Here is a 13,474-nt window from a genome sequence, read left to right on the forward strand (position 1 = left end):
ACGCGGACAACCCCCGAACGCACTACGGAGGCCCAGCGGTGCACGACCTACCGCAGCAGCTGGCCAACGGCCTGATCCTCGGCGCCCTCTACGGGCTCGTCGCGATCGGCTACACGATGGTCTACGGCATCGTCCAGCTCATCAACTTCGCCCACGGCGAGATCGTCATGGTCGGCGGCTTCGGCGCCCTGACCGCCTACCTCGCCCTCCCCGGCGGCACCACCCTGTGGCTGGCCCTGCCGCTCATGCTGATCGCCGGCATCCTGGTCTCCACCCTCACCGCCGTCGCCGCCGAGCGCTTCGCCTACCGCCCCCTGCGCAACGCCCCCCGGCTCGCCCCGCTGATCACCGCGATCGGGCTGTCCATCTTCCTCCAGCAACTCGTCTTCTCCTTCTACCCGGACGCCAAGAAGGCCCGCGTCTTCCCCAAGCTCCCCGGCGACCCCTTCAGCCTCGGCTCCGTCACCATCCAGCGCAGCGACCTCTTCCTGATCATCGCCGCCCCGCTGTGCATGCTCGCCCTCGGCTGGTTCGTCACCCGCACCCGCTCCGGACGCGCCATGCAGGCCACCAGCCAGGACCCGGACACCGCCAAGCTGATGGGCATCGACACCGACCGCATCATCGTCATGGCCTTCGCCATCGGCGCCGCGTTCGCCGCCGTCGCCGCCGTCGCCTACGGGCTGCGCAGCGGCCAGGTCGACTTCCGGATGGGCTTCATCCTCGGCCTCAAGGCCTTCACCGCCGCCGTCCTCGGCGGCATCGGCAACATCTACGGCGCCATGCTCGGCGGCCTCGCCCTCGGCCTCGCCGAAGCCCTCGCCACCGGCTACATCCAGCACCTGCCCGGCATGCACCTCTTCGGAGGCGGCGCCTGGAAGGACGTCTGGGCGTTCGTTCTCCTCATCCTCGTGCTCCTGATCCGGCCCCAGGGCCTGCTCGGCGAGCGCGTCGCGGACAGGGCGTGACCACCATGACCACCACCCGCACCGAAACCACCCCGGTCATCCCGCTGCCCGCCCGCGCCGCCGCGGCCGCCACCGGACTCGGCGCCCTCGCCACCACGGCCTCCGCCGCCATGTCCTGGACCTGGACCGCCGACTTCCCCGGCGACCTCACCTACTACGGCTCCCCCGCCGGACTCCAGTGGCTCGCCCTCGCCGCCGGCCTGCTCACCCTCGTCCTGCTGCTCGCCTGCCAGGGCCTCCCCGGCCTGCGCTGGGCCGCCCCCACCCGCAGCAACAACGCCGTCCTGTACGCCGCCACCGGCGCCCTCGCCGTCGCCGTCTACGCGGTGTCCGCCATCTCCGCCGAACTCGGCGGCCTCGCCAACCTCGAACCCGGCGGCTGGGTACTCGCCGCGGGCGGCCTGATCGGCGTCCTCGGCGCCCTCGGCCTGCCCCTCGACCGCCGCACCGCCGTCCCGCTGCGGATCCTCGACAAGCGCCTCTTCCTGCTCGTCCCGATCGCCCCCGCCGCCTGGTTCGGCGCCCACGCCGTCCCCACGGACCAGCCCGTCGCCCCCGTCCTCACCGCCCTGGCCGGCGGCCTCGCCATCGCGGCCGGCGTCGTCCTGCTGCTCCAGCTCGGCCACCTCGCCAACAGCGGACTGCGCCTCGGCCGGGCCGACCGCCCCCTGGCCGCGCCGCGCGCCCTCCCCTCCTGGGTCGAGGTGCTGCTGATCGTCCTCGCCTTCGGGCTCGGACTGTTCGCCATCACCTTCGGCATCGACACCGAGTACGGCGAACTCTTCACCGGCTACCTGCTGTTCGTCGCCCTCGCCGTCCCCGCCCTGACCAGGTCCGGCCTGATCGCCCGGCTGCGCGCGCTGACCGTCAAGCACCGCCCCGTCACCACCGGCGCCGCCTTCGCCGCCGCCGCCAGCTTCCCGTTCACCCAGACCAGCGACCAGTACACCTCCGTCGCCACCAACATCCTGATCTTCGCCACCGTCGCCCTCGGCCTCAACATCGTCGTCGGCCTCGCCGGCCTGCTCGACCTCGGGTACGTCGCCTTCCTCGGCGTCGGCGCCTACGCCGCCGCCCTGGTCTCCGGCTCCCCCGCCTCGCCCATCCACGTCCAGTTCCCGTTCTGGGCCGCGATGCTCACCGGCGCCGTCGTCTCCATGGTCTTCGGCGTCCTCATCGGCGCCCCCACCCTGCGACTGCGCGGCGACTACCTCGCCATCGTCACCCTCGGGTTCGGCGAGATCTTCCGCATCACCATGCTCAACCTCAACGGCACCACCGGCCCCAAGGTCACCAACGGCTCCAACGGCATCCCCCGCATCCCGGACCTGGAGATCCTCGGCTTCGACCTCGGCAAACCGCACACCGTCGCCGGCATCGAACTCGGCCGCTTCTCCAACTACTACCTGCTGATGCTGCTGGTCACCGCCCTCGTCGTGCTGGTCTTCGCCCGCGTCGGCAACTCCCGCATCGGCCGCGCCTGGGTCGCCATCCGCGAGGACGAGACCGCCGCCGAGGCCATGGGCATCAACGGCTTCCGCCTCAAACTGCTCGCCTTCGCCCTCGGCGCCCTGCTCGCCGGCCTGGCCGGCACCGTCCAGGCCCACGTCAGCTACACCGTCACCCCCGACCAGTACACCTTCGCCGAGGCCCTCCCGCCGAACTCCGCCTTCCTGCTCGCCGCCGTCATCCTCGGCGGCATGGGCACCATCAGCGGCCCGCTGGCCGGCGCCACCCTGCTCTTCCTCATCCCGAAGAAGCTCGAATTCCTCGCCGACTACCAGCTCCTCGCCTTCGGCGCCGCCCTCATCGTCCTGATGCGGGTCCGCCCCGAAGGCCTCATCCCCAACCGGCGCCGACAGCTGGAGTTCCACGAGACCGCCCTCCCGGCCCAGACCGCCGGCGAGCCGACCGCACTCACCAAGGCAGGGGCGTGACCGACCCGATGACCACCACCGCCGCACCCCTGCTCGAAGTCACCGGCGTCACCATGCGCTTCGGCGGCCTCACCGCGGTCAACGACGTCTCCCTCACCGTCGGCGAGGGAGAGATCATCGGTCTCATCGGCCCCAACGGCGCCGGCAAGACCACCTTCTTCAACTGCCTCACCGGCCTCTACGTCCCCACCGAGGGCGCCGTCCGCTTCCGCGACACCCTGCTGCCGCCCAAGCCCCACCTGGTCACCCAGGCCGGCATCGCCCGCACCTTCCAGAACATCCGGCTCTTCGCCAACATGACCGTCCTGGAGAACGTCATGGTGGGCCGGCACACCCGCACCAAGGAGGGCATCTTCTCCGCCGTCCTGCGCGGCCCCGGCTACCACCGCGCCGAGGCCGAGAGCCGCGCGAAGGCCATGGACCTCCTGCAGTTCACCGGCCTCGCCGAGAAGGCCGACCACCTCGCCCGCAACCTCCCGTACGGCGAGCAGCGCAAACTGGAGATCGCCCGCGCCCTCGCCTCCGAACCCGGCCTGCTGCTCCTCGACGAACCCACCGCCGGCATGAACCCCCAGGAGACCAGGGCCGCCGAGGAACTCGTCTTCGCGATCCGCGACAAGGGGATCTCCATCCTCGTCATCGAGCACGACATGCGGTTCATCTTCAACCTCTGCGACCGCACCGCGGTGCTCGTCCAGGGCCAGAAGATCGTCGAGGGCGACCGCGAGACCGTCCAGAACGACGAACGCGTCATCACCGCCTACCTGGGCGCCCCGCTCGAAGGCACCGACTCGGCTGCCCCGGCCGCCCCGGCTGCCCCGGCTGCCCCGGCTGCCCCGGCTGCCCCGGAGAACGTTACGGAGTCCGACCAGTGACCGCACTTCTCGAGGTCCAGGACCTCCGCGTCGCCTACGGCAAGATCGAAGCCGTCAAGGGCATCAGCTTCACCGTCGAGCAGGGCGAGGTCACCACCCTCATCGGCACCAACGGCGCCGGCAAGACCACCACCCTGCGCACGCTGTCCGGCCTGCTCAAGCCCACCGCCGGGCGGATCACCTTCGACGGCCAGGACCTCTCGACCGTCCCCGCCCACCGGATCGTCGCCCTCGGCCTCGCCCACTCCCCCGAGGGCCGGCACATCTTCCCCCGGATGACCATCGAGGAGAACCTCCTCCTCGGCGCCTTCCTGCGCACCGACGCGGCCGGCATCGCCGCGGACGTCGGGCGGGCCTACGGCCTGTTCCCGATCCTCGGCGAACGGCGCCGCCAGGCCGCCGGGACGCTCTCCGGCGGCGAGCAGCAGATGCTCGCGATGGGGCGGGCGCTGATGTCCCAGCCCAAGCTGCTCATGCTGGACGAGCCCTCGATGGGGCTCTCCCCGCTGATGATGCAGAAGATCATGTCCACCATCGTGGAACTGAAGTCGTCCGGTACGACCATCCTCCTGGTCGAGCAGAACGCCCAGGCGGCCCTCTCCCTCTCCGACCGCGGCTACGTCATGGAGACCGGCCGCATCGTCCTCTCCGGCACGGGCGCCGACCTCCTGCACGACGAGTCCGTGCGGAAGGCGTACCTCGGCGAGGACTGAGCCCTCTGCGGACGCGAAAGGCCCGGCAGAAACGTTCTGCCGGGCCTTCGTACGCGCGTTACTCGGACTTGCCCTCTTCCGCCTTCTTGCGGTCCTGGGCCTCGCCCTCCTCGATGACCGCCTCGGCCACCGCCGCCATCGTCATCCGACGGTCCATCGACGTCTTCTGGATCCACCGGAAGGCCGCCGGCTCGTTCAGCCCGAACTTGGTCTGCAGCACACTCTTCGCCCGGTCCACCAGCTTCCGCGTCTCCAGCCGCTGGCTGAGATCCCCGATCTCCTTCTCCAGCGCCCGCATCTCCGCGTACCGCGACACCGCCATCTCGATCGCCGGCACCAGGTCCGACTTCGAGAACGGCTTGACGATGTACGCCATCGCCCCGGCATCGCGCGCCCGGTCCACCAGTTCCCGCTGCGAGAACGCCGTCAGCATCAGCACCGGCGCCAGGTGCTTCTCGTGGATCTGCTCGGCCGCGGAGAGCCCGTCGAGGATCGGCATCTTCACGTCGAAGATCGCCAGATCCGGCTTCAGCTCCTCCACCAGCCGCACCGCCGTCTCCCCGTCCCCGGCCTCACCGACGACGGTGTACCCCTCCTCCTCGAGCATCTCCTTGAGGTCGAGGCGGATCAGCGCCTCGTCCTCGGCGATCACGATCCGCGTGATCTGGGGCGTATCGGTCTCAAGCGGCTGCGCCTGCTCGTCGGCGGTGCTCACGGGGCTCCTAGTTCCGGCGGGGTACTGCATAAATGAGGGTACCTAGCAGCGGCCGACCACACACAGCCGGTATGCTCTCTCGGGACTGACCCCGCCGGGTTGGTGGAACGGCATACACGGATGTCTCAAACACATCTGCCCGAAAGGGCTTGCGGGTTCGAATCCCGCACCCGGCACCTTTTGGCCGCCTCGCGGCCTGTCCGGCTTCGCGCCTTTCTGGTGTAAATCAGCTCGCTTTGTCCAACGGTTCCAGCTCGACCGTGAGCCGCATGCCGAGCGCATCCGCGAAACGCTCCAGGACCACGATCGTGGGCATCGTCCCGCCCGCCTCGAACCGGGCCACGGCGGGCTGCTGCATCCCGGTCGCCGCCGCCAACTGCGCCTGGGTCATCCCAAGGACTTCACGGCGCAGCCGCACAGCCTCGCCGAGTTCGAAGCGGATCCGAGCGGCTTCGTAGGCCGCGCCGGCTCCCGGGCGGTTCAGGACTTCTTCACGCATGGCACGCCAGGACGCGCGCTCTCTCATCTGGCCCACTCCTCGTCCTCGTCTGTGGTGTGCTGCTCAGCCGTGCACCGACGCAGCGCCCGCCTCGCCCTGTCCACCTCGGCGATCTCCCGCATGCGTGTCTTTCGGAACACGGTCAGCAGGATGATCCTCCTGCCCGACGCGATCCAGTAGGTGATGCGCATGTCCAGTTCGTTCAGGTGGAAGCGCAGTTCCCGAAGTTTGCCGTCCAGTTGTCTGCTGTGGGGCTCCCCGAGCAATGGGCCGCGGACGGCGAGCAGGTCGACGTAGAACGTGACCGTTTCCCTGTCGCCATGGCTCAGGCTGTAGAACCAGTCCTGGACCTCTGGTTCCAGTTCCACATCTCCCCAAGTCATAACACGGATGTTATGGAGCCGCTACTCCCACAGGCCACGATTCGGACGCCGAAGGGGCGGCATCCCCCCGAATGAGGGATGCCGCCCCCGGAAGACCGGTCGAATCCCGCTCAGGCGTCCAGGGTCCCCACGTGGTGGACGCGGACGAGGTTGGTGGAGCCGGCCAGGCCGGGGGGCGAGCCGGCGGTGATGACGACGATGTCGCCCTTCTGGCAGCGGCCGAGGGACAACAACGCCGCGTCGACCTGTTCGACCATCTGGTCCGTCGTCGGGGCGAACGGGCCGAGGAAGGTCTCCACCCCCCAGGTGAGGGCGAGTTGGCTGCGGACGGCGGGCTCGTAGGTGAAGGCGAGCACCGGGATGGGCGAGCGGTAGCGGGTGAGCCTGCGCGCGGTGTCGCCGGACTGGGTGAAGGCGATGAGGTACTTGGCGTGCAGGAAGTCGCCGATCTCGGCGGCCGCGCGGGCGACGGCGCCGCCCTGGGTCCGCGGCTTGCCGCCGGTGATCAGGGGCAGCAGTCCGGCCGCGAGGATGTCGTTCTCGGCGGCCTCGACGATCCGGGCCATGGTCTTGACCGTCTCGACCGGGTACTTGCCGACGGAGGTCTCCCCGGAGAGCATCACGGCGTCGGTGCCGTCCAGGACGGCGTTGGCGACGTCGGAGGCCTCCGCGCGGGTGGGCCGGGAGGCATTGATCATCGAGTCGAGCATCTGGGTCGCGACGATGACCGGCTTGGCGTTGCGGCGGGCGAGCTTGATGGCGCGCTTCTGGACCAGCGGGACCTGTTCGAGGGGCATCTCCACGCCCAGGTCGCCGCGGGCCACCATGATCCCGTCGAAGGCGTCGACGACGGATTCCAGGTTCTCCACCGCCTGCGGCTTCTCGATCTTGGCGATGACCGGGACGCGGCGCCCCTCCTCCGCCATGATCCGGTGGACGTCCTCGACGTCCCGCCCGCTGCGGACGAAGGAGAGCGCGACGAGGTCGGCCCCGGTCCGCAGCGCCCACCGCAGGTCGGCGACGTCCTTGTCGCTGAGCGCGGGGACGGAGACGGCGACGCCGGGGAGGTTGAGGCCCTTGTGGTCGGAGACCAGCCCGCCCTCGATGACGAGGCACCGCACCTGCGGGCCGTCGACGGCGACGACCTCCAGGGTGACCCGGCCGTCGTCGACCAGGATGCGCTCGCCGCGGCTGACGTCGGCGGCGAGCCCGGAGTAGGTGGTTCCGCAGCGGTCCTTGTCCCCCACGACGCCCCTGTCGGTGGAGATGGTGAACTCGTCGCCGCGTTCGAGGAGTACGGGTCCGTGGGCGAAGGTGTCGAGCCGGATCTTCGGGCCTTGAAGGTCGACGAGGATGCCGACGCTGCGGCCGGTCTCGTCGGCGGCCTTGCGGACGCGGCGGTAGCGTTCCTCGTGTTCGGCGTGCGAGCCGTGGCTGAGGTTCAGTCGGGCGATGTCCATCCCGGCGTCGACCAGGGACTTGATCCGGTCGTACGAGTCGGTGGCGGGCCCGAGGGTGCAGACGATTTTTGCTCGGCGCATAGTGCTGAGACTAGGCATTACCGGTGCGTAACCGCGACGCGGGCCCGGACTGCGGGATGACCGTTTGCGTAAGGCGAGTTGAACAATCTGACACATCCTCGGACCGCAGTGCGAACGCGCTTCGCCGCGCGCTCTCCGCACGCCCTGCGCGCCCCCGTCACACCGCCCGTCGATGCGATTCCGTGAAGGGGTGTTCACCCCTGGTTCACCACCGCTTCCGCCCCCGCTCCCCGCCCGGCGGGACGCTCGTCACCCCCGGGTGGCTACCCGGGCGCCCCGGGTCACCACCCGGACGAAGTAGCGGACGAGGGGGAGGCGTTCGGTATGCGACGCGCACTGGGGGTGGTTGCGGCCCTGGCGCTGCTGGGCGGGGTCGCCTTCGCGCTGATCCCCGACGACGACCCGAAGAAGGACACCAGGACGGTCACCGTCACCGGCCTGATCGGCTCGGAGAAGCGCGCCTTCTTCGAGAACGACGAGGTCAAGGCCGAGTTGGCGAAGCAGGGCCTGGAGGTCAGGGCGGACTCGACCGGCTCCTGGACGATGAGCGACCAGGCGGACAAGACCCCGGGGCTCGACTTCGCCTTCCCGGCGAGCGCGGCACCGGCCCAGGAGATCCAGCGCATCTGGAAGTTGAAGGACTCCCCGCCGGTGCCGTTCTACTCGCCGCTGGTGATCGTGGCCCACCAGCCGGTGGCCGACGTCCTGAAGCAGAACAAGCTGGCCGACAGGGACTCCACCGGCGTCTGGACGTTCCGGATGGACGAGTACGTCAACGCGCTGCGGAGCAACCGCAGATGGGAGGACCTGGCGGGTGCCCGCGAGCACCCGGAGCTGTCCGGCCAGCTCTTCGTGACCACCACCGACCCGGAGAGCTCGTCCTCCGGGGCGATGTACCTCGCGCTGCTCTCGTACATCGCGAACAACCACCAGGTGGTGTCGGACGACGCCGGCGTCGCCGCCGTCAAGGACGTCCTGCACACCGCGAACGCGCTGCAGGGCATCCAGAAGAGCAGCAGCGACGAGCCGTTCCGGGACTTCGGCGCGGGGATCGGCAGCCCGCTGATCTTCGCGTACGAGTCGCAGGCCGCCGCCCTGTCGCTGCAGGGCAAGCCCACCGGCGACATGGTCGTGCTGTACCCGGACACCACGGTCTACTCGGACCACACCGTCGTGGCCCACACCGACAGCGGCCGCAGGCTCGCCGACGTCCTCCAGAACGACGAGGTGCTGCGCGGCCTGGAGGCCAGGTTCGGCCTGCGGCCGCAGGCCAAGCCGGAGGCCTTCGCGAACCTGATGCGGGACAGGAAACCGACCTTCGCCCCCGATCTGAACGCCGCCAGGATCAAGCAGGCGACCCTGCCCTCGCTGGACAACCTGATCAAGCTGACCGCCGCGGCGAAGGGGACCAAGTGACCATCCCGAAGAAGCGGCGCGGCCGGCTCGTGGCCGCGCTGGCCGCCGTGCTCGTCGCGGCGACCGCCTGCACCTCCGGCGGCTCCGGCTCCGGGCCGGGCCCCGACCCCAGCGGCCCGCCCGCCGAGACGGCCCGCCCCGGGGTGCTGCGCGTCCTGGCGGGCAGTGAACTCCAGGACCTGGCACCGGTTCTGGAGGAGGCCCGCAAGGCCACCGGGGTGACCGTGCAGTTCTCCTGGACGGGCACCCTGGACGGCGCGGACACCGTCGCCTCGGGCCGGGCCGACGGCAAGTACGACGCCGTGTGGTTCCCGTCCGACCAGTACCTGCGGCTCGATCCGGCCGGCCGGTCCAAGGTGGTCTCCGAGATCCCGGTGATGGTCTCGCCGGTGGCGATCGGGGTGCGTTCCTCGACGCTCGGCGAACTCGGCTGGGGCGACGGCTCGAAGGTCACCTGGGCGCAGGTCGGGGACGCGGCCGCGGCCGGCAGGCTGGCGTACGGGATGGCCGACCCGTCCCGTTCCAACTCGGGCTTCTCCACGCTCGTCGCGGTGGCCTCGGCCTTCTCCGGCGCGGGCGCGGCGCTGACCGACGCGGACGTGCAGAAGGCCTCGCCGCAGCTGAAGCAGTTCTTCAAGGGCCAGAAGCTGACCTCCGGTTCCTCCGGCTGGCTGGCGCAGGCGTACACCCGGGCCGAGTCGGGCACGGTGGGCGCGCTGGTGAACTACGAGTCGGTGCTGCTGTCGCTGAACCGGACGCTGCCGCCGCAGCAGCAGCTGACCGTGGTGCGGCCGCTGGACGGCGTGGTGTCGGCGGACTACCCGCTCGGGCTGATGTCCTCGGCCGCGCCGGAGCAGCGCGACTCCTTCCAGCGGCTGACGGCGTACCTGCTCAAGGAGGACGTGCAGAAACGCATCTCCGAGGCGACGCTGCGCCGCCCGGTGACGGCGGGCGTGACCCCGGCGGCCGGGCTGCCCGCGGACCGCCGCAAGGAGTTGCCGTTCCCGGGCACCAGGGCGGTCGCGGACGGCCTGCTGGCCGCGTACCAGAACGAGCTGCGCCGCCCGTCCCGGACGGTGTACGTGCTGGACACCTCGGGCTCGATGGAGGGCTCGCGGATCGCGGCGCTGAAGAGCGCACTGGGCCGGCTGACCGGGGCGGACGACACCCGCGGGGTGCGCCGCTTCCGGGACCGCGAGGAGATCACGCTGCTCTCCTTCGCCTCCGAGGTGAAGTGGACCAAGACCCACGTGGTGCCGGCCACCGGGAGCCAGCCGGGCCCGCAGGCGGAGTTGGCGTCGATCCAGGCGGACGTGCAGTCGCTGGCGGCCGAGGGCGGGACGGCGGTGTACTCCTCGCTGGAGGAGGCGTACCGGGTGATCGAGCGTCAGCAGGCGGCGGCCGGTGACGACCGGTTCACCTCGATCGTGCTGATGACCGACGGGGAGAGCAACGCCGGTGCGACGGACGGCGACTTCAAGCGCTTCCACGATGCGCTGCCGGCCGGGGAGAGGTCGATCCCGGTGTTCCCGATCAAGTTCGGGGAGGCGGCGGTGGGCCAGCTCCAGGGGATCGCGGACCTGAGCGGCGGCAAGCTGTTCGACGGGACGGGTTCGCTGGACGGGGTGTTCGAGGAGATCCGTGGCTACCAGTGACGGGTTCGGCCCCCGGGTGCTGCGCTACCTGGAGTCGGCCAGGAACCTGGTCGGCTGCGCGGGTGGCGCGGTCGGCCTGGGGCTGCACTTCGCGGGGCTGGGCGGGGCCTGGTGGCCGGGGGTCGTGGCGGGGCTGTACGGGGTGGGCGCGCTGCTGACGCCCGGCCCGGGACCCCGCCCGGGTCCTGGGCCGGATCCCGGTGCCCCCGAGCTGCCCGGCGCGCGGGTGCCGGGGCTCGAGGAGCCGCGGCCTCCGGCGCCCGAGCCCAAGCCCGCGCCGCCCGAGCCCAAGCCCGAGCCGGCCCCCGCACCCGATCCGGAGCTGGTGGCGCTGGCCGCCTACCTGGACACGGTGCCGCTGCCGCCCTCGGCGCGGGTGGACGCCCTGCTGGCGGCGCTGCGGGCGGCAGGCCCGGGGCCGGTGGCGGAGCGGATCGTCCGGCACCGGCTGCCGGTGGCGGTGGCCGGCTACCTGCGGGCGCGGACCTGGCAGCCCTGGGCGGGGCCGGGTGATCCGGATCCGGCGGTCCAGCTGGGCCGCGAGGTCGACCGGCTCACGGCCGAACTGTCCTGACCGACCGTCCGCCCCGGGACGGCGGCGGCCTCCCGCCCGCCCGTCCCGGGGCCGCCCCTCGGAAGCCGACGTTCGCCCCGCCCCGGGGCCGCCCCCGGGAGCCCGACGTTCGCCCCCGTCCCGGGGTCGGTCTCCGGAGGAGGTCCGCCCTCCGCCCTACCACCCGGTACCTCCCCCGTCCCGTCACGAACGAGTCGTTAAGATCTCACCTCCTGGACAGGTCCGGGGGCTATCCAGCGACCCGACCTGCACGGCACACTTCTACGCGCGTCCTTCTACGCGCGTCGACGCGTACACGCACACCTGCCAACGAATGCCAGTTGACGGCCCATCCGCCGTCGGTCCCACTCGGGAGAGTCGTCCATGCCCCTGAACCGCCGTGACTTCGTCACCCGGTCCGCCGCCACCGCCGCCGGCGCCGCCCTGGCCGGCGGTGCCGCCCTGGCCGCCGCCCCCTCCGCCGCGGCCGCCCAGCCGGACACGGCGGCCGCCAAGGGCCGGCCCCAGCCGCACAAGCAGGCCTTCACCGTGATGGGCACCACCGACCTGCACGGCCGGGTGCTCAACTGGGACTACTTCACCGACGCCGAGTACACCGACAAGGGCCACAACGCGGTCGGCCTCGCCAAGATCTCCACCCTGGCCAACCAGGTGCGCGAGGAGAAGGGCTGGGACCGCTGCCTGCTGATCGACTCCGGTGACACCATCCAGGGCACCCAGCTGTCCTACTACTACGCCCGGATCGAGTCGATCGACACCGAGGCGAACACCGTGCCGGACCACCCGATGGCCGTCGCCATGAACCTCATGGAGTACGACGCCGCCGCGCTCGGCAACCACGAGTTCAACTACGGCATCCCGCTCCTGAAGGCCTACCAGGACCAGCTGGAGTTCCCGCTGCTAGGCGCCAACGCGCTGAACGCCAAGAACGAGAAGCCGGCCTTCAAGCCGTACGTGATCAAGGAGCTGCGCCTGGGCGGCGGCCGTCCGGTGCGGGTCGGCATCCTCGGCCTCACCAACCCGGGCATCGCGATCTGGGACAAGGCCAACGTCAGCGGCAAGATGGTCTTCCCGGGCATCGTCGAGACCGCCGCCACCTGGGTGCCGAAGATGAAGGCCGCGGGCGCGGACGTCATCGTGGTCTCCGCGCACTCGGGCTGCGACGAGGCGACCACCTGGGGCGACCAGCTGCCCTGGGCCGAGAACGTCTCGGTGGCCCTGGCGGAGACCGTCCCCGACATCGACGCGGTGCTGGTGGGCCACGCCCACAAGGAGGTCGCGCAGCGCCTGGTCGTCAACAAGAAGACCGGCCGGACGGTCGTGCTCTCCGAGCCGCTCTGCTACGGCCAGCGGCTGACCTGCTTCGACTTCGAGGTCGAGTTCGCGGCCGGTGCCTGGAAGGTCACCTCGGTCTCCTCCCGGCTGCTGAACTCCAACACGGTGCCGGAGAACCCGGAGATCACCAACGCGATCGCCGAGCAGCACAAGAAGGTCGTCGCGTACGTCAACCAGAACATCGGCACCAGCAAGATCGCGCTCTCGATCGCCGAGGCGCCCTTCAAGGCCACCCCGATCATCGACCTGATCGGCCGGGTCCAGGCCGACGCCGTCAAGGCCGCGCTGGCGGGCGGGCAGTACGCCAACCTCCCGGTGCTCGCCCAGGCCGCCCCGTTCAACCGCACCGCCCTGATCCCGTCCGGTCAGGTCAAGCTGCGCGACGCCGCGGGCCTCTACATCTACGAGAACACCCTGGAGGCCCGCATCATGACGGGCGCCCAGCTCAAGGACTACCTCGAGTACTCGGTCAAGTACTACAACCAGCTCGCCCCGGGCGCCCCGGTCGACAAGGACAAGCTGACCGGTGCCGAGGCCACCCCGGACTACAACTACGACTCGGTCTACGGCCTGAGCTACGACATCGACATCGCCCAGCCGAAGGGCCAGCGGATCGTCAACCTGTCCTTCCAGGGCAAGCCGATCGACCCGGCCGCCGAGTTCGTCCTCGCCGTCAACAACTACCGCGCCAACGGCGGCGGCAACTTCCCGCACGTCGCCAAGGCCAAGGTGGTCTGGTCGAACTCCGACGAGATCCGCAACACCATGATCGCCTGGGTGAAGGCCAAGGGCACCATCGACCCCGCGGACTTCTTCACCGACTCCTGGCGCCTGGTCCGCGCCGGCCAGCCGGTCTTCTGACC

At 70.8% G+C, this 13,474-nt stretch carries 12 protein-coding genes and 1 tRNA gene; 9 read left to right on the forward strand and 4 right to left on the reverse strand.

Going from position 1 to position 13,474, the window contains the following annotated elements; translation table 11 throughout:
• Nucleotides 1–38 precede the first annotated feature (38 nt).
• From ACZ5OX_RS02820 to ACZ5OX_RS02835, 4 genes are read left to right on the forward strand one after another with little or no spacing between them, the layout of a single operon-like run.
• Nucleotides 39–968, forward strand: coding sequence for a branched-chain amino acid ABC transporter permease (locus ACZ5OX_RS02820; protein WP_359819021.1), 930 nt, complete (start codon nucleotides 39–41; stop codon nucleotides 966–968).
• A gap of 5 nt (nucleotides 969–973) precedes the next feature.
• Nucleotides 974–2,905, forward strand: coding sequence for a branched-chain amino acid ABC transporter permease (locus ACZ5OX_RS02825; protein WP_465628882.1), 1,932 nt, complete (start codon nucleotides 974–976; stop codon nucleotides 2,903–2,905).
• An 8-nt stretch (nucleotides 2,906–2,913) separates the two neighbouring features.
• The gene (locus ACZ5OX_RS02830; RefSeq protein WP_465628883.1) at nucleotides 2,914–3,780 is read left to right on the forward strand and encodes an ABC transporter ATP-binding protein; all 867 of its coding nucleotides are present in this window, start codon (nucleotides 2,914–2,916) and stop codon (nucleotides 3,778–3,780) included.
• Nucleotides 3,777–4,493, forward strand: coding sequence for an ABC transporter ATP-binding protein (locus ACZ5OX_RS02835; RefSeq protein ID WP_465628421.1), 717 nt, complete (start codon nucleotides 3,777–3,779; stop codon nucleotides 4,491–4,493). Before ACZ5OX_RS02830 ends, ACZ5OX_RS02835 begins: the two co-directional genes overlap by 4 nt.
• Before the next feature lie 58 nt (nucleotides 4,494–4,551).
• Here the strand turns inward: ACZ5OX_RS02835 and ACZ5OX_RS02840 are convergent, their stop codons facing one another.
• Complete coding sequence (locus ACZ5OX_RS02840; protein ID WP_465628422.1) at nucleotides 4,552–5,208, reverse strand: ANTAR domain-containing response regulator; 657 nt, start codon at nucleotides 5,206–5,208, stop codon at nucleotides 4,552–4,554.
• Nucleotides 5,209–5,301: 93 nt separating this feature from the next.
• Here ACZ5OX_RS02840 and ACZ5OX_RS02845 point away from each other — a divergent pair.
• Nucleotides 5,302–5,384 (forward strand) — tRNA-Leu (locus ACZ5OX_RS02845).
• A 50-nt stretch (nucleotides 5,385–5,434) separates the two neighbouring features.
• Here the strand turns inward: ACZ5OX_RS02845 and ACZ5OX_RS02850 are convergent.
• The 3 genes from ACZ5OX_RS02850 to pyk form a co-directional block, all read right to left on the reverse strand.
• On the reverse strand, nucleotides 5,435–5,734 hold the full coding sequence (locus ACZ5OX_RS02850) for a helix-turn-helix domain-containing protein (RefSeq protein ID WP_465628424.1): 300 nt from the start codon (nucleotides 5,732–5,734) through the stop codon (nucleotides 5,435–5,437).
• Nucleotides 5,731–6,090: a type II toxin-antitoxin system RelE/ParE family toxin gene (locus ACZ5OX_RS02855; protein WP_465628426.1), complete on the reverse strand. Its 360-nt coding sequence runs from the start codon at nucleotides 6,088–6,090 to the stop codon at nucleotides 5,731–5,733. The genes ACZ5OX_RS02850 and ACZ5OX_RS02855 overlap by 4 nt, the downstream gene beginning before the upstream one ends.
• 110 nt (nucleotides 6,091–6,200) lie before the next feature.
• Nucleotides 6,201–7,631: a pyruvate kinase gene (gene pyk / locus ACZ5OX_RS02860; RefSeq protein ID WP_465628427.1), complete on the reverse strand. Its 1,431-nt coding sequence runs from the start codon at nucleotides 7,629–7,631 to the stop codon at nucleotides 6,201–6,203.
• Nucleotides 7,632–7,955: 324 nt separating this feature from the next.
• Here pyk and ACZ5OX_RS02865 point away from each other — a divergent pair, with 324 nt between their 5' ends.
• From ACZ5OX_RS02865 to ACZ5OX_RS02880, 4 genes are all read left to right on the forward strand, one after another.
• Complete coding sequence (locus ACZ5OX_RS02865; protein ID WP_465628428.1) at nucleotides 7,956–9,047, forward strand: hypothetical protein; 1,092 nt, start codon at nucleotides 7,956–7,958, stop codon at nucleotides 9,045–9,047.
• Nucleotides 9,044–10,702, forward strand: coding sequence for a VWA domain-containing protein (locus ACZ5OX_RS02870; protein WP_465628429.1), 1,659 nt, complete (start codon nucleotides 9,044–9,046; stop codon nucleotides 10,700–10,702). Before ACZ5OX_RS02865 ends, ACZ5OX_RS02870 begins: the two co-directional genes overlap by 4 nt.
• A complete protein-coding gene (locus ACZ5OX_RS02875) occupies nucleotides 10,689–11,276 on the forward strand; it encodes a hypothetical protein (protein WP_465628431.1) in 588 nt (195 codons plus the stop codon). The genes ACZ5OX_RS02870 and ACZ5OX_RS02875 overlap by 14 nt, the downstream gene beginning before the upstream one ends.
• Nucleotides 11,277–11,639: 363 nt before the next feature.
• Complete coding sequence (locus ACZ5OX_RS02880) at nucleotides 11,640–13,472, forward strand: bifunctional metallophosphatase/5'-nucleotidase (protein WP_449789790.1); 1,833 nt, start codon at nucleotides 11,640–11,642, stop codon at nucleotides 13,470–13,472.
• The last annotated feature ends 2 nt before the right edge of the window (nucleotides 13,473–13,474 follow it).

The organism is Kitasatospora sp. NPDC032121 (assembly GCF_055580145.1).

Excerpts from the sequence above, each read along its gene's own strand:
- ACZ5OX_RS02825 (WP_465628882.1), top strand. The coding sequence starts at position 974 with ATGACCACCACCCGCACCGAAACCACCCCGGTCATCCCGCTGCCCGCC.
- ACZ5OX_RS02830 (WP_465628883.1), top strand. The coding sequence starts at position 2,914 with ATGACCACCACCGCCGCACCCCTGCTCGAAGTCACCGGCGTCACCATG.
- ACZ5OX_RS02850 (WP_465628424.1), bottom strand. The coding sequence starts at position 5,734 with ATGAGAGAGCGCGCGTCCTGGCGTGCCATGCGTGAAGAAGTCCTGAAC.
- ACZ5OX_RS02855 (WP_465628426.1), bottom strand. The coding sequence starts at position 6,090 with ATGACTTGGGGAGATGTGGAACTGGAACCAGAGGTCCAGGACTGGTTC.
- pyk (WP_465628427.1), bottom strand. The coding sequence starts at position 7,631 with ATGCGCCGAGCAAAAATCGTCTGCACCCTCGGGCCCGCCACCGACTCG.
- ACZ5OX_RS02865 (WP_465628428.1), top strand. The coding sequence starts at position 7,956 with ATGCGACGCGCACTGGGGGTGGTTGCGGCCCTGGCGCTGCTGGGCGGG.
- ACZ5OX_RS02880 (WP_449789790.1), top strand. The coding sequence starts at position 11,640 with ATGCCCCTGAACCGCCGTGACTTCGTCACCCGGTCCGCCGCCACCGCC.